Here is a 26,280-nt window from a genome sequence, read left to right as displayed (position 1 = left end):
GACCTAGTGGTAGCGCAGTCGGCTGGCCTGGTCGAAGAACTCCCGCTCGTGCACCGCGGCAGTCAGATAGGCGGCCGCGGCCTGCACCCGTTGAGCGGGCGCCGCAGCCGCGAAGGCGTGTTCCACCCGGGCAACGGCCGCCCGGGCCCCGGCGAGAAACTCCGCGCCGGAGTAGGTGGCCAACCAGTCACGGTACGGATGCCCCGGATGATCGGCCCCGGCCAGCTCCAGCCCGACTTCGGCGTAGAGCCAGTAGCAGGGCAGCACGGCGGCCGCCCCCACCACATAATCCTCGGCGAAGACCGTGGCCTTGAGAAAGTCGGTGTACGCCGACGTCACCGGCCCCAGCGGCGGCCGTTCAGCCCGGTCCGCCAACCGGCCGCGGTGCAGTTCGGCCTCCACCACGAGACAATCGACGGCACTGCCCGCCCAGGCCACCTGTTCCTCCGGCTCGGGCGCCCGGACGGACAACCCCGCCAGGGCACGGGAGTACTCCCGCAGATAGCCGACGTCCTGCGCCAGGTAGAACTCGAATTCCCCGCTGGGCAGGGAACCCGATCCCAACCCGGTGATGAAGGGCAGCGCCAGGATCTCACGCCACACCGCGCCGGTGGCCTGCCAGAGTGCGGCGGTCCACGGCCCGGCGGCCGGGACCCGGGGCACCGGTGGCGGGTCCGGAGACACGGACAGCAACCTTTCCGGGGACGTCCCGTCACCGCTTCCGTCGGCGGAAGCCGCCAGGTGCGGCCACGGGCGGGGATCGGCGGCACGGCGCAGGGCACGCAGGTGGTGGAAGTGGTCCACCGGCCCGTTGCCGGTGCCGACCTGCAGCGCATCGGCGTGCCGGATCGCCCCGTTGAGCCAGGTAGTCGCCCAGTCCAGGGCCGCAGCGGGACTGTCCCCGTCCGCCAGCCGGGTGGCCAGGGCCGCCGACAGGGAACACCCCGTCCCGTGGGTGTTGCAGGTGTCCACCCGCGGGCTGGCCACGTGGTCAACCCGGCCGTCCGGACGGACCACCGCATTATCCGCCGCTGGCCCGCGCAGATGCCCACCCTTGACGATCACCGTGGTCCCGGTCTCACGGGCGAAGACCAGGGCCTGCCCGACCGCCTCATCGAGGCCGGTGGCCAGCTCCTCACCGCACAACACCGCCAGTTCCCGCAGGTTCGGCGTGACCACGTCGACCCGGCCGGCCAGCCGCCTGACCGCCTCCTCCGCATCAGCGGCCAGCAGACGGTCACCACTGGTGGCGATCATCACCGGGTCCAGCACCACCAGCGGCACCGGATGCCGCTCCAGCCAGTCGGCGACCAGCTCCACGATGGCCGCGGAACCGAGCATGCCGATCTTGACCGCGTCGACCGTCACGTCCTCGAAGACCGCGGCCAGCTGTTCGTCGAGGAACTCCGTGGGCGGGGTGTGCAGAGTGCGCACCCCGCGGGTGTTCTGGGCCACCAGCGAGGTCACCACGGCCATGCCGTACCCGCCGGCCGCCCCGATGGCTTTCAGGTCAGCCTGGATCCCGGCGCCACCGGTGGGATCGGTGCCCGCGATCGACAGCACCCGCGGCTGGGACGGACCGCTCCGGGATCCGGTGCCCCGCGAACCCTCCCAGGCCTGACGCAGCTCCCGAGCCGCCGCCGCCGGGTCCGGCGCCGCCATGACCGCGGACACCACGCAGATCCCGGCGACCGGGGTGTCCGCCAGCTGCGCCACATCAACGAGTCCGACGCCCCCGATCGCCACGGCGGCCATGCCCTCGCGCCGCGCCCGCTCCGCGATGGCCGCCACGCCGGTGATCCCCAGTGGGGCGGCGTGGTCGGGTTTAGTCGCCGTCGCGCGCACCGGACCGACGCCGATCACCTCCGGCAACCGCACCCCGGCCGCGCGGGACCGGTGCACCAGCTGCTCCACCTGTTCCGGCCGGTCGATGCTCAGCCCGATCATCAGGTGTTCCGGCAACCGGCGCCGGGCCTCGACATACGGGATATCGCCCTGACCGATGTGCAGGTGCACGCCCAGCTCCACCGCCACGGCCAGCCGGTCGTTGACGAACAGCTCGACCCCGGCCGCATCCGTGACGGCCTTGAGCTCCCGGGCGCAGGCGAGGAACTCGGCGTCGGAGAGCTCCTTGTCCCGCAGCTGCACCGTGCTGACCCCGCCGGCGAGGGCGGCGTCGACGATGTCGACGACCTTGTCACGGCCGCCGCCGAGCTCCGGGTCGGTGACCAGGTAGACGGAAAAGTCCCTCACGCCAGCTCCCTCCGGACCGCCACCAGCTCAGCGACGCCGGCGGCGTCGAGCTCGTACAGGGCATCCACCCAGGCGACCGCGAAGGAGCCGGGGGAGCTGGCGCGCCGGGCCGCGAGCTGGCCGGCGGCACCCGTGTGGGCGTGGGCGGTGAGGACCGCGTCCCCGGCGGGAATGCCGCTGTCCCGGGCAGCGCCGAGATAGGCGGCGGTCAAGGCCCCGAGCGCGCACCCGGAGCCGATCACCAGCTGCAGCAGCGGGCTCCCCGAGCGCAGCCAGATGATCTCCTCGGCGGTGACGATGGCGTCCTCCGCGCCGGAGACGGCGATGACGGCGCCGGTGTCGCGCTGCAGTTGACGGGCGGCCGGGATGGCGGCGGCCACCTCATCGGTGGCGTCGACCCCGCGGCCCCCGCCCCCCAGGCCGGCCAGGGCCACGATCTCCGAGGCGTTGCCGCGGATGGCGGCCGGGCGGTGGGCGATGATCTCCCGGGCAAAGGTGGTGCGGTGGTGCAGGGCACCGACCGCGACGGGATCGAGCACCCAGGGCGTGCCGGCCTCATTCGCACCGCGGACGGCCTCGCGCATACCCGCGTACTGGGAAGCGCTCGGAGTGCCGGCGTTGAGCAGTACTCCGGATGCGAGCCGGGCGAAATCCGCGGCCTCTTCCGGGGTGTCCGTCATGGCCGGGGAAGCGCCGGCAGCCAGGAGGACATTGGCGGTGATCTGCTGCACCACGGTATTGGTCAGGCACTGGACCAGCGGTGTGGTCTGCCGCAGCCGTTCGAGGGCAGGAGAAATTAACTGGGACGGATGTTCCACCATGGACGATTCCTTCGCTAGTTCGAGCTAGAGCAGGTTCAACGGGTGTGATCTCAGCCCATCGCCAGTGGCGGACGGGCACCCCGTGTCTCGGGCAGCCACGGTAGCAAAGCCGCGGCGCCCGGGGGTGGCGTGGGGGTGGCGGGTACTGTACTCGGACTGTTCCGGGCCATTCCGTGCCGTGGGCCGGTCGCGGTCGTTTCCGGAGACGACGACGGCGCCGCCTCCCGGGTGGTGACCCTGGGGGAGGCGGCGCCGTGGCAGGCTACCGGTGTGCCGGCGCGCTCAGATCATTTCTGGGTGATCTGCCGGCGCAGGTCGATCGGCATGTCGGCGGGGGAGCCGTCGATCTCGTCGGCGCGGTGCATGGCCTTGCGGGCGCGGAGCTGCTGGCGGGTGGTGGCCAGGTTGTAGCGCTTGCGCGACAGGGCGTTGAGGCCCCAGTTGATCGCGGAGACGAAGCGGTTGCGGAAGCCGACCAGGAACATGACGTGGACGGCGAGCCACAGGATCCAGCCGATGAAGCCGGTGACCTCGACATTGCCCATCTTCACCACGGCGGAGAAGCGGGAGACGGTCGCCATGGAGCCCTTGTCGAAGTAGTCGAAGTCCTCGCGCTCCTCGATGCTGCGGCCCTCGACCTCCTCGGAGATGAGCTCGGCGACGTACTCGCCACCCTGGATGGCGGTCTGCGCGACGCCCGGCAGGCCCCGGAGGGCGATCATGTCGCCGAGCACGAAGACGTTGCGGTACTCGCCGACCGACAGGTCATTGTTGACCTTCACGCGGCCAGCGCGGTCGACCTCGACGCCTGTCTGGTCGGCGACCAGCTTGCCGAGCGGCGAGGCCTGCACGCCGGCGGACCAGATCTTGCAGAACGACTCGATGGTGTGCTCGGAGTCATCCAGCGTGGACTTGTAGGTCACGGTGTTCTCGTCGACGTTGGTGACCAGGGCGTTGAGCTTGACGGTCACGCCGATCTTCTCCAGCTGACGCTGGGCGTTGCGGCCGAGCCGCTTGCCGAAGGGCGGCAGCACCTGCGGGGCCCCGTCCAGCAGGATGATCTTGGCCGAGGAGGTGTTGAAGTTGTTGTACTCGCCGGCCAGGGTGCGGTGGGCCATCTCGGCGAGCTGACCGGCCAGTTCCACGCCGGTAGGGCCGGCACCGACCACGACGAAGGTCAGCAGGCGCTCCCGCTCGGCGGGGTCGTCGGTGAGCTCGGCGCGTTCGAAGGCCTCGACGATCTGGGCGCGCAGGTTCAGGGCGTCGTCGACGCTCTTCATGCCCGGCGCGTACTGGGCGAAGTGGTCGTTGCCGAAGTAGGACTGGCTGGCGCCGGCGGCGATGACGAGGGAATCGTACGCGAAGTCGCGGGTGAGGTCGTCCAGGTTGGTGGTGACCGTCTTGGCGTCGACGTCAATGTCCACGACCTCGCCCTTGACCACGTGCAGGTTGTCCTGGCCGGACAGTACCTGCCGGATGGAGGGGGCGATTTCGCCGGAGGAGAGGATGCCGGTGGCCACCTGGTACAGCAGGGGTTGGAAGAGGTGGTGGTTGGTGCGGTCGATCAGGGTGACGTCGACGTCGGCGTTCTTGAGATCCTTGGCCGCAAACAGGCCACCGAATCCCGAACCGATGATGACGACATGGTGGCGGCCACCCTCGGGGCGAATGGGTTCTGACATGAGTGCGATGCTCTCCTGCTCTTCGATGTTGGTTTCTGATTCGCTACCCCCGCATTCTAGTCCGTCCTTGACGGGCAGGTCAGCCTGGGGATTGCTTGTGCGGGCCGAGTGCCCCCGGAAATCATGGTTTACTCCGGCAGGTCTGCGGGATTGCGCCGCCGGAAAGGGTTAGACTTCCGGGGCACGGATTCACTTGTGGGGGAAGGACGGTGGTGGCACCTTGAGCGCTTCCCATCTCAGCGGCATCGACGCCGCAGACTGGCCCGGGGTGGCCACGGTTCCCACCGGGCCGTTGATGCGGCTGCGCGCCAGGCAGGCCGAGGCCGCCTTCGCCAAGCTCTGCGAGAAGGCGGGGCTGAGCCTGGATCCGGACAACGCCCCCGATCTCATCGTGGATCAGGAGGCTCTGTTTCCCCGCCTGGCCGATGCCGGATGGCTCGGACTGGCGGAGAGTTACCTGGCCGGGGAATGGCGCGCCGGGGACCTGACCGCGGTGCTGGTGAAGCTGCTCGGGGCGGGTTACCAGCCGGGTGCCCGGCTGGGAAAGCCCAGAAAGCGGACGTTTGACCGTTATGAGGGAGGGGAGCTGCCTCCCGAGCTGGTCCGGCTGAATTCCGCGGACGGCATGAGCATGTTCGGCGGGGTCTTCGCCGCCCCCGCCACCACGGAACGTACGGCGGTGGTCTCGCACGTCAAGGGGGCGGGGCGCAACCGGGAGCCGGGCAGCCATTTCGTGGATGTCACCCGGATCGCTGATCCCAGCATCGTGGAACGCGATGACCTGGCCGGTGCCCAGGAGCGGACGGTGCGCATGCTGCTCGACGCCGCCGGAGTCAGCCCCGGCACGCACCTGCTCGAGTACCCGGACTCGGGTGGAGCGGTGGCGGTCGCCGCGGCGCAGCGCCGGGCGACCGTCGACACGTTGACGGCGGATCCGGCGCATGCTGCCGCCGTGCGGGAACGGCTGACCCTGGCCGGGGCGGCTGATTTCGTGCACACCCAGCTCCTCGAGCACGCCGTGCCGGGGCCGAAGGAGTGCCGCGGGCGCTATGACGCCGTGGTCAGCGTGGAACGGCTCGAGGAGCTCAGCGGCCCTGATCGGCTGCGATTCGCCGCGGCGCTGGACCGGTTGCTCGTGCCCGGCGGCCTGGTGGCGATGCAGTCGGTGGTGGCCACCGAGGAGATGACCGCCTCGGCCCGTGAGCTGCTCGACCTGCTTCGCGCCTATGTCTGGCCCGGTCTGCAGCATCCCACCGTCACCGATGTCCACCGGCTGTTCGACCGCTCCTCAGGCCTGCGGGTCATCGCGCAGACCCATGTGGGAAGCCACTATGAAAAGACCCTCGAGCTGCAGCGGCAGCGGTTCCAGGGGCAGCAGCGGGAGGCTGCGGCCGACGGCTTCGACGCCGTGTTCCGGCGGATGTGGCTGTTCCAGTACGCGGTGCGCGAGGCGCTCTTCCAGCTCGGTTACCTCGACGCCGTCCAGTTCACGCTGACCACCCGGAACCGGCGCGGCCAGCGGTGACGTCAGCGGTCACTGACCGGCGATGTTGAACATCCAGTGGGTGCCGAAGCGGTCCTGCAGGGCGCCGTAGGTCGCGCCCCAGGGGACAGCCTCCAGGGGCATGGTGATGTCCGCGCCCTCGGCGAGTTTCTCCCAGTAGCCGCGCAGCTCCGCCTCCTCGGCGGGGCCGCCGGTCAATGACAGGGGCGTGTCCTCGCCGTGGGTGGTCTCCATGCCCGGCGGGATGTCGGCGGCGAACAGCAGCTTCCGGCCGTCCACGATCAGCTCGGCGTGCATGATCTTGTCACCCTGGTCACCGACCTCCTCCGCCGAGTGGATCTGGTCGTAGGTCATCGTCTGCAGTTCAGCGCCGAAGAGCGACCGGTAGAACTCCATGGCCTCGGCGGCGTTGCCGGGGAATCGGCGGTACGGGGTCAGGTCTGCGTGCATGCTGGGCCATCCTGTTCATCAGATATCGCGGTGTTGCCTGGCCTGCCCGAAGATACGCCCGGACGGCCTCCGGCGCAGCGGCGGGGGACCGCCGGGCGGAAATGATTGCCGGGGTAGTTTCCCCGGCCTAAGTTGGAGTTGAGAAACCACCACAGGTGAAGGAGTGCCCGTCATGTCTGACCTGAAAACTTCCTATGACCACGTGATCGTCGGCGGCGGGGTGGCCGCGGACAAGGCCGCCCGCGCCATCTGCAAGACCCGCCCCGAGGCGACGATCGCGATCTTGTCCGCCGACCGCGACGGCCCCGTCTACCGTCCCGCCCTGACCAAGGATCTCTGGCTCAAAGACGATCCGGACCCGGCCTCCCAGGACCTGGCCACCGCCGCCGACACCGGTGCGGAGGTCCACACCGGCGTGAAGGTCACCGGAATCGACCCGGAAGCATACACCGTGACCACCGCTGACGGGACGGCCGTGGGATACGGGAAGCTGCTGCTGGCCACCGGGTCCTCCCCGCGACGGTTCGGCGACCTCGACGATGACCGGGTGGTGTACCTGCGCACCGTCGCCGACTACCGCAGACTGCGGGAGCTGGTGGGGGAGGGCACCCGCGTCGCCGTGGTCGGCGGCGGTTACATAGGCTCCGAGATCTCCGCGGGTCTGTCGGTGACCGGGGCGAAGGTGAGCAACTACTTCCTGGGTAAGCGGTTGCTGGAGCACATGTTCCCGGAGAGCATCGTCAACCATCTGGAGCAGGTGTTCACCTCCCGCGGCATTGAGCTGGTCCCTGGATTTCAGCTGGAGTCCATTGCCACCGGCGAGGAACTGACCCTGGTGGCCGCGGACGGACGGGAGGCCACCGCCGACGTCGCCGTGCTCGGCCTGGGCGCGGTCCTCAACACCGGACTCGCGGAGGAGACCGGTCTGGAGATGGCCCAGGGTGCGGTGGTGGTCGATGAACACCTGCGCACCAGCGCGGCGGACATCTGGGCTGCGGGTGACATCATCCACTTCCGCGACCCGATCTTCGGCCCCCGGCACATCGAGCACGTCGACAACGCCTGGCGCTCGGGGACCCGGGCCGGCAAGAACATGGTCGGCGATGCGGTGCTCTACGACTACACACCGCTGTTCTACTCGGACCTTTTCGATGACGGTTACGAGGCCATCGGGCATCTGTCCACGCGCCACGAGATCCGGGAGTTCTGGAATGACGACCGCACGGCAGCAGTCGTCTGGTACCTGGACGGTGAGGAGGTGGCGGGCGTGCTGCTGTGGAACACCTGGGACGCCGTCCCCGCTGCCCGGGAGGCGGTGCGCAGGTCCCGGAGCGGAGAGCTGGCGGTAGCCGACCTGGAAGCGGAGATCACGCCCGGGGGATGACCCTTCCTGTCCGGGAGTCAGCCGTCGGCTCCCCGGACGAGGAAGACCTCGCCGTTGCGGGGCATGGCGGCAAGGGCGTTGCCGCTGGGCGGCTTCGCGATCCCGGCAAGGTGGCCGTCAATCTCACCGCTGCAGGCCACATTGTCCCAGACCATGGTCAGCCCGGCCGCGGCATTGGGGTCCGCACGGTCCATCAGGTGGACGTGCAGGTGCGGCAGGGAGGAGTTTCCGCTGTTGCCGGCCTCCGCGAGCTGCTGCCCGACCACGACCCGGTCACCACACTCCACCGTGACCGAGTCCTGCCGCAGGTGGGCGTAGACGGCGAAGCTCCCGCCCTCCTGCGCCACGATCACGTGGTTGCCGTAGAGTGCCCGGGCTCCCCCGAGGGAGCGGAGGAAAGCCTCCACGGTGGTCATGAAGAGCAATGCCGGGCGGGTGTTGCGGGCCCGGTGGTCAGGTGCGCGGGAGTGGGCCCGGATGACCCTGCCGGCCGCCATCGCGTGGATGCCGGCGCCGAAGGTGGAGAACTCCTCCGGCGGAGTGCCGCGCCAGCCCGGACGCAGCATCCGGGCGGTATCGGAGGTTCCGGCGCGGATGAGATCGATGGCCGCGTACTGCCCGAGTGCCCGGGTGCCGTGGCTGGGTAGGCGCTGGCCGGGACTGTTCACCGCCAACCAGGAGCCGTGCACCGGGGCGACCATGGTGAGCGGCCGGTGCTGCGGCGACCGGGGCGCCACCCCGAGCAGCAGGGCGGTAACCACGATGACGGCAGCGGCGCCCGACGCCCATCCCGGCGGGACGAGGCCGACCAGCATGAGCGGGATCAGCAACAGTGACACCACGAGAACAACTGACCACAGGGGGCGAAGTCGGGCCAGTGTCCGTATCACGTCAGTCTCCTCATCTTCCCTGGGAGGCAGCCTACCGTCCCCGCACGCTCATCGGGGGCCGGCGGCAGCGCTGGCCACGGGTGACGGTCGCCCACTGCCCCGGGGAGTCGGGCTATTCTCGGGCGCATGCATGAGAGTGACTCCCGACACCTGTCTGTGGTGGTCGCTGCGGCCCCGGCAACCGTTTACGCCACGGCGCGCGACCTGGCGCGCTTACCGGAGTGGGCGGCCGGACTGGCGGCAAGGGAACTGAGGATCATCGACGATGCGACCGTGGAACTCGACTCCCTGATGGGACGGGTCCGCGTCGAGTTCTCCGTCCGCAACGAGCTGGGCGTGCTCGACCACACGGTGACGCTGCCGGATGGCAGTGTGACGGACAACCCGCTGCGGGTGGTCGCTCACCCGCACGGCGCGGAGCTCATCTTCACAGTGCGTCGGGGGGCTTCCCCGTCGGAGGAGTTCGACCGCGACTGCGAGATGGTGGCGGCAGACCTCAGGCAGCTCGCGCGTCTGGCTGAGCAGTCCGTCAGCTGACCCGGAGTCCTGGAACAGTTATCTGTTGGCGGCCCGGAACGCACAGACGACGGCGGAGAGAAACCACAGCAGCCCAATGAGCTCGGTTGCCACTGCCGGATGGAAGATGACCGGCTGTCCGGTGACGGGAATCAGCCAGATCACTGAAGCGCCGAACAGGCTGGCGCCGATGAGGGCAAGAACGCCGGCTTCTGACCAGGACGTCTCCCGGAGCGAAACTTCGATGTTGCAGAGCACCAACGACACAAGCAGCGCCAGGATTCCCACAGCGTAGGTCAGCCAGACGGCAGCTGTTGCCTCATTCGCCCCGGGCCCCGCCTGAAGCGCAGCGAGGACAACCAGCGCCACGCCGCCGCCGAGAAAACCGGCGGCGAGCCGGGACAACATGGTGCAGCGGACTGTGGTCATGAGATCCCTTCGCTTTTCTGCCCATCCAGCTTCCGCCCTGCAGCGGACCGAAGTTAGGACCTGAGCGATCGTGTGCAGACCTCCGACCAACTCGGCGGAGGAGCCGCCGGTCCCGTCTCCGGGCCGGGACTCCTCCGCATGTTAGCGGCCTCCCTGCCATCTGGACCAGCCTCTGCAGGGGCGGAGCGCAGGCCGGCTGGTGCAGGTGGTTCGGTCAGTCCACTGGCGCGCCGGGCAAAGAAAGACCCGGCACCTGCACGGAGGCAGGCACCGGGGATGGAGCGCAGAGAATCTAGATCTCGGACAGATCCTTCTCACGGGTCTCGCGCATCATGATGATGGCGATCAGGGAGATCACGGCGACTACGACCAGGTACCAACCCACGGACTGCACCCCGAACTCGGCGTTGAGGGCGGTGGCGATGAATGGTGCGATGGCGGCACCCAGGATCGAGGAGACGTTGTAGGAGATTCCCGAACCGGTGTAGCGGACGTTGGTGGGGAACAGCTCCGGCAGGACCGCTGACATGGGGCCGAAGATCAGGCCCATCAGGAACATGCCGATGGTCAGGAAGGCCAGCACGGAGCCTTCGGTGGCGGTGGCGGGGTCCAGGAAGAACTCGAAACTGAAGCCGAAGGCGATGATCGCGATGGTGGTCCAGAACAGCGTGGGCTTGCGGCCCTTGGTGTCGGCCAGACGTCCGGCGATCGGGATGCCGATGATGAAGGCGAAGATCGAGACCAGCTGGATGACCAGGAAATCGTTGTAGGGGATTCCCAGACCGGTGCCGGATTCTTTATCCGTGATGCCGTAGGACAGGATCCAGGTGGTGACCAGGTAGAAGATGGTGTAGCAGCCGACCATGATGAAGGTGCCGGAGATCAGCGGGCGCCAAGCGGTGCGGAAGACTTCCCCGAGCGGGGAATCGACCTTTTTGCCGGTGTCCACCGCCTGCTGGAAGACCGGGGTCTCCTGCAGGCGCAACCGGACGTACAGACCGACGATGACCATGATCGCCGACGCCAGGAACGGGATGCGCCAGCCCCAGGACATGAAGGCGCCGTGCGCGTCGCCGCTGTTGTGGCCGAGCAGGGTCACCAGGACCAGGAAGAAGCCGTTGGCGAGGAAGAAGCCGAAGGGGGCGCCGAACTGGGGCCACATGGCCGCTCGGGCGCGCTTGCCCTCAGCGGCGGTCTCGCTGGCCAGTAGCGCGGCGCCGGACCATTCGCCGCCGAGCCCCAGGCCCTGGCAGAAACGCATGAGCGCCAGCAGGGCAGGGGCGATGATGCCGATCTGGCCGTAGGTGGGCAACAGTCCGATGAGGAAGGTGGCGATTCCCATGGTCAGTAGAGCGCCCACCAGGGTGGCCTTGCGTCCAACCCGGTCACCGAAGTGTCCGAAGAGAATGGAGCCGAGCGGTCGGGCCACGAAGGCCAGGCCGAAGGTGGCGAAGGAGGCCAGCAGGCCGACCGTGGGGTTGTCCGATTCCGGGAAAAACAGGAACGGGAAGACAGCAACAGCTGCCGTGGCATAGACGTAGAAGTCGTAGAACTCGATCGTCGTGCCGATGGTTGAGGCGAAGGCGACGCGGCGGCGGTCCTTCGCACTCAGTTCCGGCGGTGCCGACTGTGGTTGATCGACTGTGGTCGACATGGGTCCCACCTTTCACATGGTCAATAAAAGTACTCCCATGAGACTAATATCCCGTGCTATGAGAAAACAAATCCCACTATTTGAGACTTTCCCACAAGGTAGGAAAAGTGTTGTTCCGTTTTCGGTCTAACCCCCGAGATTTCGGAGACCTCATCCCATCAAGTGGGATAATAGGGGGTTCCACAGGTAGGAACTCTTCAGACAGCAGACCGGGCAAGCGCCAGAATGCTGCCCCGGATCACGGCGCGTGCACCGCCGGTTCCTCAAGCACCCTATGGTCCTGAACCCGATTCCCCTGGTGGCTTGCCCCTCGCCGAGGCGGGAGAGGGTACCGCCGGGGTACCAGGCACCCCCGTGCCGGAGATGGTCACTGCGGAAGGGGAGGGCGTCGCCAAGCGGCCTGAGTGGGCGAGTGGCAGTGCCCAGCCATTCCTCCACGCACCATCGTCGGCCGTTAGTTCGTCGGGGAGGGGTATCCCCACCCAGTGCCCTGACGGCGCGAGGAGATCGCGCCGGGCTGCCGGAAAAACCAGATCGCCGTGCCGCGCCCGTCATTGGACTGATTCTCTTGCCTGTAGCTCGCACTGGGTTTATTCTTTAACTGACTAATCAGTTAAAGAATTCGGGGAGCCCATGGCACGAACCATCGACCAGGAGAAGGCCAAGCAGAAGCGACGCGAGATCGCCGACACCGCCGCACGCCTCTTCGCCACCCGCGGCTACGAGAACACCAGCGTGGCCACCATCGCCCGTGAAGTGGGGATCAGCTCGGCGAGCGTGTTCTACTACTTCAGGGACAAGGCCGCACTGTTCCGTGCCGCCTTCGAGCAGGACCTCGCGGTGGCCGAGGAGATCGCGGAACGTGCCCGCAGGGCAGAGGATGCCTTCGCCGCGATCCTGGACATTGTCGCGGAACTCGGAACGGATGCAGCAGAACCCGGGGCAGACGGCATGGTGGCGGAGATCGTCCGCCGCGCCGGGCAGGACCCGGAGCTGGTGGCGCTGGTTGCGCAGACTGCCGCGATCCTGCGCGAGGCACTGGCCGGGCTCATCGCCCGGGGCATCAGGGAGGGAACCATCGACGCCACGTTGGATCCCGGGGCAACAGCCTCGTGGCTCCAGGCGGTGATTGACGGTGCCTATCTCAACGCAGTTCCCGGTCGGAATCCCGAGGCCGAACTCCGCCGTACGGCCCGCGGCTACCTGTTGCCGCAACCCATGCCTGACACTCCGAAAGGAAAGAACCGCGATGACTGAAGAACATCCCCACCCTCCCACCTCGTCCGATGTTGCCACGGTGGACATCCGGCGCCGATGGACGGTGATTTTCCCGCTCGCAGGAGCCCTCATCGGCCTGGCCACCGCTTTCATCGTCGGTCCCGTCGTCGCCTGGCTGCTCAACCAGATCGGCGACGCCCCGGGGCCACTGCGCCTGGCCGCCCTGCTGCCGTTGGCGTGGGCGATCCCGGCGCTGATGATCATCGGTGCCGTGGTGGGCGTTGTCCTCCTTGCGCAGTGGCACGAGGAGGCCGGAACGGTGCGGGTCGACGCTCGCGGGATCACCGTGGAGCACAAGGCTGGTAGGCAGCGGGTGGCCCGCGAAAGAGTCGGAGAAGTGTTCACGGACGGCGTGGATCTGGTCATCGTCGATGAGGCCGGACGCGAGTTGCTCCGCAACAGAACCGACGATGAGCTGGCCGCGCAGCTGGGTAGGGTTCTTGAGCGGTATTCCTATCCGTACGTGGGCACCCGTGATCCCCGCGAGGAGCACTTCGTGGCCTGGGCCGACGGCGAGGACGCGCTGGACGCAGAAAGCGAGGGACTGCTGCGTGACCGCCACCGGGCGCAGCTCGATAACCAGACGGGTCGGATGCAGCAGCTGGCAGATCAGCTCTCGGAGCGGGACATTGTGGTCCGTGACCGGAAGGACGGGCAACAGTACCGGGTGACTGGGCCGCCGGAAAAGCATTGAAGGGAACCATGGTGACGCGATAGGCTCAGTGCACAGTTACCGCGTGCCGCTGGCGGGCAGCGTCAGGCATGGAGGTGGCTGAAACGATTGGACAAGCCGTGGCTGTCAGCTTCAACCACACCATCATCGGCGCGCACGATCCCGCCGTCTCCGCGGAGTTCTACCGCGTGGTCATCGGCGCCCGCGACGCTCCGGGCTGGGGAGTGTTCACCAACCTCATCCTTGACGACCAAACATTGCTGCAGTTCGCGGCCGCGCCCGTCAATGACTCCGTCCACATGGCCTTCCTGATGTCGGAGGCGGAGTTCCACCGGGGCCTGCGCATGCTACAGCAGCTCGAGGTGCAGTACTGGGCCGACCCCCGCATGGAGCGGCCGGGCGAGGTCTCCGAGGAAGCGGGACTGCGGGTCTACTTCCGGGACCCTTCCGGTCATTTCCTGGAGATGCTCACGCAGCCGTATGTGTAGGTGGTTGTAGTTGGGGGCAGGGAAAGAGGTGGGCGGCTCGGCTGCGTCCCGGAGGCTTCGCCTGGCTGTCTCACCCGAAGGCGACGACAGCGCCGATCTACATCTTCGCCACAAGCGGGAGTCCGGCCACCTGTAGGGTGGTGCGGGCGGGGCAGTGGTGGTTCAACCGTTGTTCGTAGATGTCGTTGGCCGCACTGAAGTAGGCATAATCGCTCAAGTACAAGGTAGAGCGCACCACGTGGTTCACATCGAGCCCGGCCTCGCCTAGCGGGGTCTACGGATTGTCGAACATCGCCTCGCCCTGCAGCATGGCATCGGCGGAGACCAACTCCCGGGTTCGGCGATCCTGACCGATGATCGTCGGAGACGAAGTCCAGGACTCCCACCCTGACCTGGTGGGAGAACGGTGCAGCGAACTACTGCAGTTCGCTGCTGAACAGTGCGCGGCGGTTGAAGATCATATCGACCGCCATAGTGGGAGCACCGATCCGATGAAGTCTAGCCTGTGCAGGAAGGTAGCGGCCACCGGATGAAAGCCAGACGGAATGTGCTTTTCGGGACACAAAGACGGCTCTGTCTGCCGACTTCAGAGGAGGAAGGTGCACGATGCATCATCATCAGCTGCTCGCTGGACCGCGCGGTAGGCGCGTGCTGTTTGAGCTGTTGCTGGCCACCGAGCCGAAACCTGCCCCCTCGGACATGGGCCGGCTGGGACAGCTGCTGTGGCAGACCCGGGTCGACACCAAGTCGGATGAGATCGGGGTGGCTGAGCGTCTGGCGCCGGAGATCCTCGCGACCGAAATCAAGTCTTCTCCCTTGCCCGGCACCGTCGATGAGCAGGTGCTTCTCCAGGCGGTGGGACGCGCAGTCGATGCGGCCATGTACTGGCAGCTGCCCGACGGGATTGACCGTCTGCTGCGCCGGGAGATCGTACGCGAAGCGCTTCACGACGTCGCCGTGCTCGTCGCAGACAGTGCCGCGGCCGCGCGATGGAACGACGGTTTCGATCACGAGCAGCAGGTGTGGGTGCGGCTGGGGCACAACTGGGAGGACCCGGCGCCGTACGCCGCGCAGCTGGGTGCGGATCTAGGACGGTTGTCCCGTTGGCGGGAAGCCTTTGTCACCTACGATGCTGGCCGGGGTGGGGACGTCGGTAAAGGTTATGACACGCGCTTCTTCACAGGTACGTGGTGGTCTGCGCCCCTGCAGCTGGGCCGACACACCAGCACGAAACTGGGGGAGTACGGGGCAACCGGCCTATGGTGGCAGGAAGACTCCTTCGGTTGTGAGTGCGCGGAACTCGTCGAGATTGACGTTGATTTCGGAGCTCGGATCTTCACCATCCACGGTGAATCCGGTTGGGTGCGGCTGTGCCGGGACTATCCCTTGGACGTGACCGAGGATAAGCATTCGTCCTGGGGTCCGGCTACCGCGCGCAACGGCCGGTGGGTGATGCCGGACTGGCGTCGGGTGTCTCACGACTTTGACGCCGTGTATCTGACCGTGCGCGGATATCTCGGTACGGCCGGACGTGTGGTCAAGATTGAGGACAGGACTGCGAGCATGATCGCTGGCTGGGCGCCGGGGGACACGTACTGGTTGCGCAACTGCGCGCATTTAAGTGACCGGAGGTCACGGTGGGTGGGAGAATATGCTTCCGGTGGTGAGTTAGTGTGGCGCGAGGAAAGCGGAGGGTGAAAAATGGAGAGTAGGGGAGCGCATCCTGCCGAACGGCGGCAGTGTTTCCTGCTGTTGCTGCATTCTCGGCGGTACCATTAGCTTCCTGCTCAGCCTCCATCAGCGAGGAGAATGTCTCGCTTGGTCCCGAACACTCAGTGGTCAGATCGGTCTCGTCTCACGTGCGGTCCTCTCCAGCAGTGCAGTTAATGGAAGGTTCTTCCGGCAGTGGCCTTGGCGGAAGGCTTGTACAAGATGTACGTTGACTGTCATGGGCGTCTCCGTCACTCCCAGTCAGTTCCGAAACGAGCAAAACCACTACCTCGACGCCGCTCAGCGGGAGCCGGTGTCAATTCTCAGTCGTGGCACCCGCCGGCGCGCAGTGGTCGTCTCCCCACACTTCTATGACCGCGCAATTCAGTCTCTTGAGGACATTGAGGATGTCCGTGCGGCAGCCTCTGCCCGCGAGGAAGAGGGCAGTATTTCTCATGATGAGCTAAAAACAGAGCTCGGCCTCGCTTGAGCCGCTATACGTTCGCAGATGGGCCCGACCCCTGGAAAGTAGACACAAGGGCCAGGCGGGAGCGTAGGTAGCAAAAGGTTCACGGCAGTAGTGGCCAGATAGCATCATCAGTCGGATTCACATGCCTGGTCACTAGGGCATTGGCAGCACAAACGCCTTCTGACTCTGGCATCATTTTCAAGGAACTGGGGCACCCTTCTTAATGAGGTCGTTATTCCTTGAACCGGCCAAGGTACTCTCAGGTCATGAGCCGGAGAGGTCTTATCACGAGCATTCTTGCCTTTCTGCTGTTTTCGGGGTTAGTCATCTGGGGAGTGGCCGAGGGGTGGTTCCGAGAGCTCTTCATGTGGATGGCGCCATTCGCCCCTTTCAGTACGGCGTTCGTAGCTGCTGTCGCTGGAGTGATCGCATGGCGAACTTACGTGCATCGGAGGAAGATTGATAACCGCGCTGAATGGTGGCGCCGTGTGCAGTCCGCAATTGACCTGGCAACAACTGATGCCGATCAAATTGGACGCAAAACTGGTTTGACGCTGCTGTCGCATTTGTCGGAAGACCCAGACATTACCTCTCGTGACCTCGAACTGATTCGAGATGTGGCCGAGGCGTTAATGGACGAAGTCCTACTGGAAGAAAAAACTCGTAGTACCGAGGAAGTAGAAAACGAAGCGACTCCCTCCTACAGGTGGCTGCCCCGGATACGGGGTATACTAAGAGTGCGACGAGTAGGCAGGAGGTAGCATCATGCGTCTCAAGAAGCAGAGCGAGAAGACCCTAAGGCTGCGTTCTCGCGGCAATCAGAAAGTTCATGTGATCGAGCCGCGCGACCGAGCTTTCTTGGAGCAGGCCGATGCTCTTGTCGTGAAAGTAAACAAGCGCCTGGACAGTGAGGTAACCGGCGGCAAGCTGAGGAAGAAAGACTCACCCAGCACGTTAGCTACCGCTGACTAGAACCAAATTCGGTGGCAGCGTAAAGGCCCCACCACCACGGAAGTAGCGGGGCCTTTACGCTGCCACCGACACGGGGATAGCCAAATACAATAGCCCCGGTGATGTACCCGCAGGTAGGGATCACTCCGAGGCTTACAACAGGTAAGTGTAATACTTGACCTATGGTCAGCACCCTCCGACACGCTTCACGCAGCTCGAGCAGTGGTTCTCAAAACCGCGGATGAGGACCTACGGGAGCTTCGCAGACTCGGAAGCCTTCGAATAGATACTCAGTTGAGTGCTGCTCGAGGCTCGCACTGGTTCGACGACGACTACCTCCAGTTTTACTGGACAGTTCAAAAAGCGGTGGCCACGGCGAAACGAAGAGCAGGATCCCGCTATTCTCCGGGGAAAGTCATCGCAGAGCTCACGTTTGATACCTGGCGCTTTCTCCTTGCCCGGAGGTACAAAACCACGCTGTGGCCGATAGTGTTCCGAGGTCTTCCCGACCTTGCCGCAGAAGGACGTGGACAAGAAGACTTCGAAGGGCAGGTGGCCGTGATCTACGGCCTGCGCAACCGATGTGCCCACCATGAGCCGTCGGTGAAATCTGACCCGCTGGCCGAAACGGCTCAGCTCGATACGTTCGATTCTGCATTGTCCCAGGTGGCGCGACGGATCGACAGCGATGCAGCTCTGTGGATCGACAAGAATTCAAGAATCCCAGCGCTACGCAGTAATCGACCCAATTCCCTGATTTAGGTCAAAGCAGTGCGGAAGCTGGCTTGCCGGCATCAGCTGGTTGACGAGCTCACCCGTATCAACTGGCAGCAACGGCGCAGATCATGTCCGTACTGCAGGCGCGCCCCTACCGAACAAAGTACCATTAGGGATGAAATGGGAAGTACTGGTGGAAGCTCGTTTTCGAGGCCTTGAGTTCACTGCTCGGCGCTTGGCACGGCACGGATTCATGCCCCGGCCAGCTTCTGATTGACCAGCGCGTTGAGGAAGACTCCTTCAGCCTCCGCCATCATTACAAGCCGCCGTTGCGGTGGGCGAGACATACCGTGAACTTTTGCGGGTCAACTATGGTTGACTCCAATGAAAAGAGGCTGTTGTGGCACTAGTGGAAACTGTGGCTGATGGACATCCACTGGCGGCTTTGCGCTCCGTACGGGAGTTGCGTAGCGAGACCGAACAGGCCGAGGCAGTGCTCGTGCGCCAAGCTCGCACCGGTGGCGCGACCAATGTCGAAATCGCGGCAGCCCTGGGTGTGACGAAGCAGGACGCCTATAAGAAATATGGCGATCGTCGGTTCCGAGGGCGATCATGACAACCGCATTCTACGGAGATGCACAGCTCGCCACCCGGTTGAGCGAGCTGTTGGGGAAGCGCCACCGAGTCGCAGCCGTGGCCGTCGTACGGGCAGGGGAATGTCTTGTGGCTAGTCGTGGCGCGCATCTTGCTGCGGACTTCGAGATCGGTTCGATCTCGAAGGGCGTCACGGGGTTGCTCTACGCGGATTCACTCAGTCGCGGCGAAGTCGAGTCGAACACGACTCTCGGGGATATTCTTCCCCTCGGCGACTCACCCGTGGCGAAGTTGACCCTGGCCTCGCTCAGCACGCACCATTCCGGCCTACCCAGCTTGCCAAGAGCCGCCCATCCGCTGCGACGCACCATCGCCCTCTGGCGGCATGGAACAAATCCCTATGGCGAGCGCGTGAGCGAGTTGCTCACGCAGGCGCGCACCGTTAATACACGCGCATCCCGCGGAAGCTATTCCAACTTGGGGTATGAGCTTCTCGGCCACGCCATCGCTACCGCCGCCAGCACAACGTACGCCGAGCTCCTGAACCGCCGCCTCACAAGTTTGCTCGGTCTTCCTCACACCTACGTCCCCGCAAGGGCGGAACAACTGCGCGACGATGTCCTCGTGGGGCGGAGTAGGGGAGGGAGAACGCAGCAACCGTGGACGGGCGAAGCCTTCGGCCCAACGGGTGGTATCCGGTCCACCATCGGAGATATGGCAAGACTCACTGCGGCCCTCCTTGATGAATCCGCACCCGGAGTCACAGCACTCGATCCTGTCGCAGAGTTGGGGAGGGGTGCCCGCATCGGCGCGGCATGGATCACCCTTGAATTTGGCGGACGTGCTATCACATGGCACAACGGCAGAACCGGCGGTTTCAGCTCCTGGCTCGGCGTCGACCGAGAGGCTGGTACCGGCGTCGTTCTTCTCTCTGCGACCTCGGCATCGATAGACCGGCACGGATTCTCGCTCCTGGCAGAACATGGCAAGATCGTCCGGGGTTAAGACCATGTGTTTCCTTACTCGCGAAACGTTTCTTGTAGGTGCCGGTTCGATCCTGCTGTGAGACGCAAGAACGAAAATCTCTCCCACAGCGACAGTGACTCCTGTGCTTTTCGTCCTCGTACCTGCAGCCATCTGCATCAAGGCAGTTGGCCTTAGCTCTTTCCGACCGCGGACCCCGGTGTGCGACGTGCACATGAGGAACGTCAAATGCGGTGAGCCCTCCGACCTTATCCCTGGTTTTTACCTCCGACGCACCGCAGGGGACGCCAATCGGGGCCACAGATTTACACCGGCTCGTCGACAATCTCGCCGCAGTCCTGGCCCATCGGAATCTCGAAGAACCGCGGACCCTGGATAACAGGTCGGACTATCGAGATCCGTGGGAAAAGCTCAGGTGGTGATCCGTGGGAAAAGCTCAGGTGGTGCCGGTCGGATGCGATTACCATCGCAACCATCTAATGGATGAGAGGTTCTGACATGAACCAACCAGAACCGACCGGCGCGGTGAGGATCGGTCCTGGCGGGCCCGAGATTGCCATCAACCGGGTCATCGACAGGCCGATTGAAGAGGTCTGGTCCTTCCTCACTGAATCCGAGCTCCTTGCCAGATGGTACGGAACCTGGAGCGGCGACCCCGCTGAGGGGGTCATCCAACTCTTCATGGTGGAAGCACCAGACATCCCGGGAGAGTGCCAGATCAAGCGCTGCGAGCGCCCCCGGATTCTCGATCTGATCATCACAAATCCAGAAGACGAAGCCTGGAACTTAGAAGTCGTGCTGGATAGAGCGGGGGACCAGACACATCTGATGTTCCGGCAGCCACTCGAGGGTGTCGCCGCTGATGCAGGTGATATCGGGCCAGGGTGGGAGTATTACCTCGACCGCCTCACCGCCGCAGTGCACGGGCGCTCCATTAGTGACATTGACTTCAGCTGCTACCACCCGCGCCAAGTTCAGCATTACCAGAGAGCGCCGGAAGAAAACTAGCGGAAAATCATCATGGGGAGCAGACGGTCAAATTCTATCCGTCAACGTGTTCACTTGGACCGGATAACGTTATGTCACAACTCAACGGCGGTCAGGGGCGGCGGTTGCTGCACGCCGTCCCGTATCTCTGGACGCCCCGAATGGAAACAGTCATTCGCAGGATGATGGGCCGTGGCAGAAAGCAGAGCATGCTCCACGGGAATTCAGAAGTGGCACCCGCGCTGAACAAGGCAATTCTGCCAACGATCAAGACTCTGAGGATGGACGAGTCCGCGGAGCAGGAGGACCCAGTCAACGAGTGCACAGGCTTGCCGGAGTTGGCCGCGGTAGTGGGTGGCGGTGCAGGTCCAGGATCTGCGGCCCAGACCTGCGGCGCGAGGTTTCCAGGCACCGTAGGGGATAACCCCGTCCATCTGAAATGACATAATGTACATTATCGGTCAATTATTGACCTGTACGGATTATCGCTCCTACCGCCGTGCCTAACACCCTGCGGCTGGCCACCTGTTCCCGCCGTGTCGGGATCCACGGTCGCAGCACGCCTACGGCGTGTACTTCCTCGGCCCGCATCCTCCCGGCACCGCCACTTCAGACGGTCGGCACCCGCACTGCACGGCGTGCAGCCCTTGCGCATCTCCCTGCTTTCTGGATTTCACGTGCCGTCGTCACCAGTGTCGCGCCGCTCGCGTCTGCCGGTCGAGTCACGGGTGCGTGAATCTGTGCCCGCCGGGATAGTTCCCGAGACATTCGCCGCCGGCACCCTGACGTGATCATCGGTGGCGGATGCGGGCCAGGAAGGGTTTCACCGCCCTTTGACGCCTTTCTGAAACGTCCGGAAATACGGCCCAATTAACGTCACGTTACGTTATTGGCCCTGGTTTCCCCCTGGGTGGATCGGCCTGACCTTGGACCCAAAAAACGAAAAATGCACTGCCACAGCGGCTGCGGCGAAAACCGGACCTCTGGCCACCCGTCATGCAACCAGCAACATGAAAGCCGGGCCGGAAATAACTCCGGCCCGGCCTGTTGCTTCACCTGCAGGGCGGCGCCAGCTCCGGACGGCCCTGCGGTGTCGGGACATCTAGTCTTGGGCGGATTCCCGCTTCTCGCGGTACGCCGCCGTCAACTGCCAGCCACTGACGGCAACCAATGCCAACGCAATCAGAGCTACAATCCACATGCCCTGATAGGCCACGAAAACCGCGAAACCAAGCAGGACGATCAGACGGAGCCAGATCATCGGGATCATCCGCGACGCGAGCATTCCTAGTTCTCCTTCTCCAGGGACAGCAGGATGTTGACTTCGCCCTCTTCCGCAATCTTTGCGGCGACAAAGTCCGGTGACTCCACGTTAAAGTCGAGCCGGTTGAAGAGGATGTCCCCCGCGAGGATCACCTTCTCGCCGTCACGCAGGACCTGGAACGGAGCGGACACTTCATTGGTGACGCCGTGGATGGTCAGGTCGCCGGTCAGGTCCACCTCGCCCGGTGTGCCATCCTCCGGGATTCCGGAAAGGTCGACGGGATCGCTCAGCGTGAAGGTCGCCGTCGGAAATTCGTCGGTGTGCAGAATCTTCATCCGGACGTTGACGTCCCGACGGTCATTATCGGTGGTCAGATTATCCATCTCCACCACGATTTCGCCGTCAGTCAAAGTGGAGTCACTGACGCTGGCCTGGCCGCTGACATCTGTCGTCGCGCCCGAGGTCACCTTTTTCTCCGCGGGGAGAATCTCATTGAAGGTGAATCCCACGGCGGTGGGGTTCACGCCATCCCCGGCGGTGACCACCCACTCCCCGTCCATCTCTGTGCTGGGCGGCTCGGCACTATCGGCATTCAACTCCCCCGCCGTGACGCCGGGACCCATGATCAGGGAGTACAACATGGGACCCACACTCACCAGGCCAAGGCCCACAATGAGTACCACCAGGACCGTGATGACGGTCTTTCTACGCTTCAGCATGAACTACCTTAACTTTTCAATCGTTCGCGCCAGGTCGACGAGTTCCCGGCAGAGCTCCTGGATCTCGGTGGACTCGGCGCCTTCTGCGGAGGCGATTGCCACGTCCTCCGCGGCGCACCTCAGTTCGAAAAGGGAATCCCTCAGTGCCGCGGCACGCTCTGGCTGAATGATAACCGCTTGGGCTGGAATGTCGGTACCTGAGACCCTGTTGCGCTGTTCATAGGCGCGTTGCTTGCAGGACTGGCTGCAGTATTTCTTCGGCCGACCCCGCCGATTGACCGTGAATTCCCACCCGCACCAGGCGCAGGTGTGCGAAGATGCGGTACGTGTCTGGGTCACCCCGTCCACCTTAGTGCATGCTCCGGGAACAAAGTAATGCCTACGTTCGTTATACTGGTATGTCGACTATGGCACCACCTTCCCGCGGTGGTACCAACCAGGGAAAGGACTGATTGAGGCAATGGCAGATCGCGTTCTCCGCGGCAGCCGCATGGGTGCTGTCAGCTATGAAACCGACCGCGACCATGACCTGGCCCCGCGCCAGATGGTCAAGTACCGGACTGAGACCGGCGAAATCTACGAGGTTCCCTTCGCAGATGACGCCGAGATCCCTGGAACCTGGATGTGTAAGAACGGGCAGCTGGGCACCCTCATCGAGGGTGAGGGCACCGAGTCGAAGCCGGTCAAGCCGGCTCGTACCCACTGGGACATGCTGCGTGAGCGGCGTTCCATCGAGGAACTGGATGTGCTCCTGGAGGAGCGCGTCGAGCAGTTGCGCAAGCGGCGCCGCAATGCCGCCAAACTGCTCAAGCAACAGCGTGAGGAAGAGGCGGACGCGCAGGCGTAGCCGCGTGTGCCACCCCTTGCACGGACTGACGGCCACCTCCCCGGTAACGGGGCGGTGGCCGTCAGCGTCTCGGGCTCAGCGACCCATCAGAGGTTGTGCTTGCGGCGGAACTTGTTCGCCTCGTAGCGGATCAACTTGCCCATCTCGACGCTCAGGTCCTTTACCTGGGCCCCGCGGTGCTTGAGGCCCCACTGGGTGACCACCCCCAGAGAATCCTTGACGAAGCTGCCGTCCAACTTGGACTCCCCGATCTCACGTTCGGTGAAGGTGATCGGAACCTCGCGGACATCATAATTTCCGGAGACCGCACGCCAGGCCAGGTCCACCTGGAAGATATAACCGGCGTTCGATAGCTCGGTCAGGTCGATCTCCTTGAGGAAGTTACGGCGGTAGGCGCGGTAACCGGCGGTCATGTCCGTCAACCCGGTGCCCAGGGCCAGGGAGATGTAGAGGTTGCCGCCGCGGGACAACACCCACCGGTTCTTCGGCCAGTTGACCACCTTGCCGCCGTCGATGTACCGCGAACCGATCACGACGTCGGCGCCCTGGTCGATCTCGTCGAGCAGCAGGTGCAGCTGTTCCGGAGCATGGGAGCCGTCGGCGTCCATCTCGCACAGGACGCCGTAGGCGCGTTCCAAACCCCAGCGGAAGCCGGCGACGTAGGCGCCACAGAGACCACCCTTGCCCTCGCGGTGGAGGACGTGGATGTGCTCGTCCTCGGACGCCAGCGCATCGGCCTTCTCCCCTGTACCGTCCGGGCTGTTGTCGTCGACGATGAGGATGTCGACGTCCGGCGCGGCCTTCCTGACCCGACCGACGATCAACGGCAGGTTCTCCAGTTCATTGAACGTGGGGATGATGACCAGGGTTCTGTCGCTGGGCTTATCCATCAAATGTTCTCCTTGTTGTTGATCGTTGTGGCGGGGCTGCGGCCACCTGGTCACCGGCGTTCGCGCCTGGTGGATCGGACGATCGGCCACAGCGCCGCGATCGCGCAGATGACACCGATCATAACCAAGATCAATTGCACGGCCGAACCAAAACGGGCGGCGAAGGTAATCGAGTCCCGCAGCGGCAGCTCTTCCACCAGGGTATCCGCAGTGAAGATCCCCGTTGACTGGGACACCGAACCATCGGGGTGCACGATGGCCGAGACCCCGGAGGTGGCCGGCACGACCACCGCGCGGTCCAACTCGATCGCCCGCAGACGGCTCATGGCCAGCTGCTGATAGGTCATGTCGGTGAAGCCGAAGGTGGCGTTATTGGTCGGGGTGGTCAGCAGCTGGGCGCCGTGGTGCACGGCGTCCCGGGCAGCGTTGTCGAAGATGACTTCGTAGCAGGTGGCGATGCCGACGGTGACCCCGGCCATGTCCACCACGCCGGTACCGTCGCCAGGTTTGAAGTCACCGGCGGCATCCACATAGGGCGAGAACAACCGGAAGAAATCCCGGAACGGCATGTACTCGCCGAAGGGCTGCAGGTACTTCTTGTGGTGGTGGTCGCCCGTCCCCGTCTCGGGGTCGATGACCACCATCGTGTTGCGGTCCCCCACCTCATCGGTGGTGATGGTGCCCACCAGGACGGGGACATCCACCGCCTCCACGGCCCGGTTGACCAGTTGTCCGGCCCTGGCATCGGTGAAGGGATTGACGTCGGAGGAGTTCTCCGGCCAGAACACCAGATCCACGTCCTCGCCGGATTCCGCCAGCTTCTCGGTCTCCCGGACGTGGTTGGCCAGCACAGCACGGCGCTGGGCGTTGAAGTCCAGCCCCATGCGCGGCACGTTGCCCTGGATCGCGGCGACGTTGACCGTGCCCGTGGTGTGTTCGGGACTGTTGACCGTGAGACCGGCGAGCAGACCGGTAACAAGCACCAGCACGACGGGTACCGCGGCCTGGATGCGCAGTGCCCGGCCGGACCCGAGGATCACCGCCGCCAGCGCAGCACCGGCCAAGGCGGTGGCGAAGGTGACCAGGGCGGGGCCTCCCAGGTGCGCCAGATCCGCCAGTGGGCCGTTGATCTGCCCCCAGGCGACACGGACCCAGGCGAAGCCGCCGAAGGGCCAGGAGCTGCGGACGAATTCGACGGCGGTGAGCAGGAAGGGAAACGCGAGAAAACCGTAGCGCCACCGGGCGAGCGCCGTCCCAGCCACACCCGTCAGCAGGGCGTAGACCGCGAGCACGATCGACAGGGCGACATAGGGAAGATTGCCCACGAACTCCCCGATCCACGGCAGCAGCAGCAGATACTGCGTCAAGGCGTAGACGAAGGCATACCCGGCGCCCGCCCGTAAGCTGACCCCCTGCCCCCGCACGGGGCTCAGCGTGATGTAGAGCAGCGCCATGCCGGCGATACCGGCGATCCACCAGCCCAGTGGTTCATGGCTGGCGAAGACCAGCAGGCCCGAGGCGGCAGCGCCCAGGAGCCTGAGCAATAAGGTCACCGATCGTCCCGCCCATTTGAACCGTCCTGGCGCGGATCCTGATCGTCGTGGAAGTCATCCGGGTCAAGCTGGGAGGTCCATTCCTGGATCTCCGTTTCATCAATCACCGGGTGTTCCGGCGTTTCGGGGCCCTGCGGGGCGTTCGGGTCGGAGAAGGATCCGTAGCTGGCCCGCTGGCGGTAGGCGTTGGTCATCTCGAAGCTGCGCACGCCCATGTCCTCGATGGCTCTGCGGAACCGGCGTGCGAGGATCCCCCGGACCACGGCTCGGGTGGGCGGGATGATCAGCAGCAGGCCGAGCACGGAAGTGGCGATGCCCGGTAGGGCGACCAGCACCGCGCCGGCGGCGAGCAGACCGTAATCTCCGGCGGCCCGGCCCGGGTCGATGTTGTGGGTGGCGGCTGCCCGGCTGATGCGGCGCATTTCGGCGGCGGCGATCCAGAGGCCACCGAAGAAACAGAGGACCAGAACCAGCAGCGCCCAACCCAAGCCGAGCCAGGAGGCCAGCGCCCAGAAGGTCAGGACCTCGAGCAGGAAGTACGGAAGCGCAATCAAAAGTGGCACGCTTTTCACC

Annotated in this window: 26 protein-coding genes and 1 pseudogene; 13 read left to right on the top strand and 14 right to left on the bottom strand. The window is 65.0% G+C overall.

Going from position 1 to position 26,280, the window contains the following annotated elements; all coding sequences use genetic code 11:
• Nucleotides 1-3 precede the first annotated feature (3 nt).
• The 3 genes from ACQCVD_RS02180 to ACQCVD_RS02170 all read right to left on the bottom strand — a co-directional run bounded on the left by ACQCVD_RS02180 (nucleotide 4) and on the right by ACQCVD_RS02170 (nucleotide 4,756).
• A complete protein-coding gene (locus ACQCVD_RS02180) occupies nucleotides 4-2,253 on the bottom strand; it encodes a bifunctional hydroxymethylpyrimidine kinase/phosphomethylpyrimidine kinase (RefSeq protein WP_426822039.1) in 2,250 nt (749 codons plus the stop codon).
• Nucleotides 2,250-3,074 carry a hydroxyethylthiazole kinase gene (thiM, locus tag ACQCVD_RS02175; RefSeq protein WP_426822038.1) on the bottom strand — a complete coding sequence of 275 codons (825 nt, stop codon included), beginning with the start codon at nucleotides 3,072-3,074 and terminating at the stop codon, nucleotides 2,250-2,252. Before thiM ends, ACQCVD_RS02180 begins: the two co-directional genes overlap by 4 nt.
• A gap of 287 nt (nucleotides 3,075-3,361) precedes the next feature.
• Complete coding sequence (locus tag ACQCVD_RS02170; protein WP_426822037.1) at nucleotides 3,362-4,756, bottom strand: NAD(P)/FAD-dependent oxidoreductase; 1,395 nt, start codon at nucleotides 4,754-4,756, stop codon at nucleotides 3,362-3,364.
• Nucleotides 4,757-4,976: 220 nt separating this feature from the next.
• Here ACQCVD_RS02170 and ACQCVD_RS02165 point away from each other — a divergent pair, with 220 nt between their 5' ends.
• On the top strand, nucleotides 4,977-6,281 hold the full coding sequence (locus tag ACQCVD_RS02165; RefSeq protein ID WP_426822036.1) for a class I SAM-dependent methyltransferase: 1,305 nt from the start codon (nucleotides 4,977-4,979) through the stop codon (nucleotides 6,279-6,281).
• 9 nt (nucleotides 6,282-6,290) lie between these two features.
• On the opposite strand, the gene ACQCVD_RS02160 is transcribed toward ACQCVD_RS02165, so the two are convergent.
• Nucleotides 6,291-6,710 carry a VOC family protein gene (locus ACQCVD_RS02160; protein ID WP_426822035.1) on the bottom strand — a complete coding sequence of 140 codons (420 nt, stop codon included), beginning with the start codon at nucleotides 6,708-6,710 and terminating at the stop codon, nucleotides 6,291-6,293.
• Nucleotides 6,711-6,882: 172 nt separating this feature from the next.
• On the opposite strand from ACQCVD_RS02160, the gene ACQCVD_RS02155 reads away from it, so the two are divergent.
• On the top strand, nucleotides 6,883-8,094 hold the full coding sequence (locus ACQCVD_RS02155) for an NAD(P)/FAD-dependent oxidoreductase (RefSeq protein ID WP_426822034.1): 1,212 nt from the start codon (nucleotides 6,883-6,885) through the stop codon (nucleotides 8,092-8,094).
• A gap of 17 nt (nucleotides 8,095-8,111) precedes the next feature.
• Here the strand turns inward: ACQCVD_RS02155 and ACQCVD_RS02150 are convergent, their stop codons facing one another.
• Nucleotides 8,112-8,984, bottom strand: a complete 873-nt coding sequence (locus ACQCVD_RS02150) for a M23 family metallopeptidase (RefSeq protein WP_426822033.1) — start codon at nucleotides 8,982-8,984, stop codon at nucleotides 8,112-8,114.
• 126 nt (nucleotides 8,985-9,110) lie between these two features.
• Between ACQCVD_RS02150 and ACQCVD_RS02145 the strand changes: the two genes are divergently transcribed.
• Nucleotides 9,111-9,521: a hypothetical protein gene (locus tag ACQCVD_RS02145; RefSeq protein WP_426822032.1), complete on the top strand. Its 411-nt coding sequence runs from the start codon at nucleotides 9,111-9,113 to the stop codon at nucleotides 9,519-9,521.
• An 18-nt stretch (nucleotides 9,522-9,539) separates the two neighbouring features.
• Here the strand turns inward: ACQCVD_RS02145 and ACQCVD_RS02140 are convergent, their stop codons facing one another.
• Together ACQCVD_RS02140 and ACQCVD_RS02135 are read right to left on the bottom strand one after the other, a co-directional pair.
• Nucleotides 9,540-9,929 carry a hypothetical protein gene (locus tag ACQCVD_RS02140; RefSeq protein ID WP_426822031.1) on the bottom strand — a complete coding sequence of 130 codons (390 nt, stop codon included), beginning with the start codon at nucleotides 9,927-9,929 and terminating at the stop codon, nucleotides 9,540-9,542.
• A 292-nt stretch (nucleotides 9,930-10,221) separates the two neighbouring features.
• On the bottom strand, nucleotides 10,222-11,583 hold the full coding sequence (locus ACQCVD_RS02135) for an MFS transporter (protein ID WP_426822030.1): 1,362 nt from the start codon (nucleotides 11,581-11,583) through the stop codon (nucleotides 10,222-10,224).
• A 633-nt stretch (nucleotides 11,584-12,216) separates the two neighbouring features.
• On the opposite strand from ACQCVD_RS02135, the gene ACQCVD_RS02130 reads away from it, so the two are divergent.
• The 3 genes from ACQCVD_RS02130 (at nucleotide 12,217) to ACQCVD_RS02120 (ending at nucleotide 14,022) form a co-directional block, all read left to right on the top strand.
• Nucleotides 12,217-12,840 carry a TetR/AcrR family transcriptional regulator gene (locus ACQCVD_RS02130; protein WP_426822029.1) on the top strand — a complete coding sequence of 208 codons (624 nt, stop codon included), beginning with the start codon at nucleotides 12,217-12,219 and terminating at the stop codon, nucleotides 12,838-12,840.
• Nucleotides 12,833-13,555: a YqeB family protein gene (locus ACQCVD_RS02125; RefSeq protein ID WP_426822028.1), complete on the top strand. Its 723-nt coding sequence runs from the start codon at nucleotides 12,833-12,835 to the stop codon at nucleotides 13,553-13,555. Before ACQCVD_RS02130 ends, ACQCVD_RS02125 begins: the two co-directional genes overlap by 8 nt.
• A 74-nt stretch (nucleotides 13,556-13,629) precedes the next feature.
• On the top strand, nucleotides 13,630-14,022 hold the full coding sequence (locus ACQCVD_RS02120; RefSeq protein ID WP_426822027.1) for a VOC family protein: 393 nt from the start codon (nucleotides 13,630-13,632) through the stop codon (nucleotides 14,020-14,022).
• Between the two features lie 97 nt (nucleotides 14,023-14,119).
• Here ACQCVD_RS02120 and ACQCVD_RS02115 read toward each other — a convergent pair.
• Nucleotides 14,120-14,278 (bottom strand): annotated as a pseudogene (locus ACQCVD_RS02115) (Rid family hydrolase); the annotation flags it as partial.
• 350 nt (nucleotides 14,279-14,628) lie between these two features.
• On the opposite strand from ACQCVD_RS02115, the gene ACQCVD_RS02110 reads away from it, so the two are divergent.
• The 6 genes from ACQCVD_RS02110 to ACQCVD_RS02085 all read left to right on the top strand — a co-directional run bounded on the left by ACQCVD_RS02110 (nucleotide 14,629) and on the right by ACQCVD_RS02085 (nucleotide 20,455).
• A complete protein-coding gene (locus ACQCVD_RS02110) occupies nucleotides 14,629-15,720 on the top strand; it encodes a hypothetical protein (RefSeq protein WP_426822026.1) in 1,092 nt (363 codons plus the stop codon).
• Between the two features lie 250 nt (nucleotides 15,721-15,970).
• Nucleotides 15,971-16,222, top strand: coding sequence for a type II toxin-antitoxin system prevent-host-death family antitoxin (locus ACQCVD_RS02105; protein WP_426822025.1), 252 nt, complete (start codon nucleotides 15,971-15,973; stop codon nucleotides 16,220-16,222).
• 744 nt (nucleotides 16,223-16,966) lie between these two features.
• Nucleotides 16,967-17,173, top strand: coding sequence for a hypothetical protein (locus ACQCVD_RS02100; protein WP_426822024.1), 207 nt, complete (start codon nucleotides 16,967-16,969; stop codon nucleotides 17,171-17,173).
• 273 nt (nucleotides 17,174-17,446) lie between these two features.
• Nucleotides 17,447-17,914 carry a hypothetical protein gene (locus ACQCVD_RS02095; protein ID WP_426822023.1) on the top strand — a complete coding sequence of 156 codons (468 nt, stop codon included), beginning with the start codon at nucleotides 17,447-17,449 and terminating at the stop codon, nucleotides 17,912-17,914.
• Nucleotides 17,915-18,481: 567 nt separating this feature from the next.
• Entirely contained in the window at nucleotides 18,482-19,468 is a 987-nt protein-coding gene (locus ACQCVD_RS02090; RefSeq protein WP_426822022.1) for a serine hydrolase domain-containing protein, read from the top strand.
• 477 nt (nucleotides 19,469-19,945) lie between these two features.
• Nucleotides 19,946-20,455 carry an SRPBCC domain-containing protein gene (locus ACQCVD_RS02085; RefSeq protein WP_426822021.1) on the top strand — a complete coding sequence of 170 codons (510 nt, stop codon included), beginning with the start codon at nucleotides 19,946-19,948 and terminating at the stop codon, nucleotides 20,453-20,455.
• Between the two features lie 1,081 nt (nucleotides 20,456-21,536).
• Here the strand turns inward: ACQCVD_RS02085 and ACQCVD_RS02080 are convergent.
• The 3 genes from ACQCVD_RS02080 to ACQCVD_RS02070 are packed head-to-tail and all read right to left on the bottom strand — an operon-like array spanning nucleotide 21,537 to nucleotide 22,756.
• Nucleotides 21,537-21,719 (bottom strand): hypothetical protein, encoded by a 183-nt coding sequence (locus ACQCVD_RS02080; RefSeq protein ID WP_426822020.1) that lies wholly within the window; start codon nucleotides 21,717-21,719, stop codon nucleotides 21,537-21,539.
• Between the two features lie 2 nt (nucleotides 21,720-21,721).
• Nucleotides 21,722-22,417, bottom strand: coding sequence for a YceI family protein (locus ACQCVD_RS02075; RefSeq protein WP_426822019.1), 696 nt, complete (start codon nucleotides 22,415-22,417; stop codon nucleotides 21,722-21,724).
• Between the two features lie 3 nt (nucleotides 22,418-22,420).
• On the bottom strand, nucleotides 22,421-22,756 hold the full coding sequence (locus ACQCVD_RS02070; RefSeq protein WP_426822018.1) for a hypothetical protein: 336 nt from the start codon (nucleotides 22,754-22,756) through the stop codon (nucleotides 22,421-22,423).
• A gap of 121 nt (nucleotides 22,757-22,877) precedes the next feature.
• Here ACQCVD_RS02070 and ACQCVD_RS02065 point away from each other — a divergent pair, with 121 nt between their 5' ends.
• The gene (locus ACQCVD_RS02065; protein WP_426822017.1) at nucleotides 22,878-23,264 is read left to right on the top strand and encodes an RNA polymerase-binding protein RbpA; all 387 of its coding nucleotides are present in this window, start codon (nucleotides 22,878-22,880) and stop codon (nucleotides 23,262-23,264) included.
• Between the two features lie 86 nt (nucleotides 23,265-23,350).
• Here ACQCVD_RS02065 and ACQCVD_RS02060 read toward each other — a convergent pair whose 3' ends face one another.
• The 3 genes from ACQCVD_RS02060 to ACQCVD_RS02050 are packed head-to-tail and all read right to left on the bottom strand — an operon-like array spanning nucleotide 23,351 to nucleotide 26,270.
• Nucleotides 23,351-24,154: a polyprenol monophosphomannose synthase gene (locus ACQCVD_RS02060; protein ID WP_426822016.1), complete on the bottom strand. Its 804-nt coding sequence runs from the start codon at nucleotides 24,152-24,154 to the stop codon at nucleotides 23,351-23,353.
• A 50-nt stretch (nucleotides 24,155-24,204) separates the two neighbouring features.
• A complete protein-coding gene (lnt, locus tag ACQCVD_RS02055; protein ID WP_426822015.1) occupies nucleotides 24,205-25,707 on the bottom strand; it encodes an apolipoprotein N-acyltransferase in 1,503 nt (500 codons plus the stop codon).
• A complete protein-coding gene (locus ACQCVD_RS02050; RefSeq protein ID WP_426822014.1) occupies nucleotides 25,704-26,270 on the bottom strand; it encodes an FxsA family protein in 567 nt (188 codons plus the stop codon). The genes lnt and ACQCVD_RS02050 overlap by 4 nt, the downstream gene beginning before the upstream one ends.
• Nucleotides 26,271-26,280 lie beyond the last annotated feature (10 nt).

The organism is Corynebacterium halotolerans, assembly GCF_050107895.1.
Classification (GTDB): Bacteria; Actinomycetota; Actinomycetes; order Mycobacteriales; family Mycobacteriaceae; genus Corynebacterium; species Corynebacterium halotolerans_B.
Note: the sequence above shows the minus strand (reverse complement) of the source record. Positions and strands in the feature narration are given on the sequence as shown.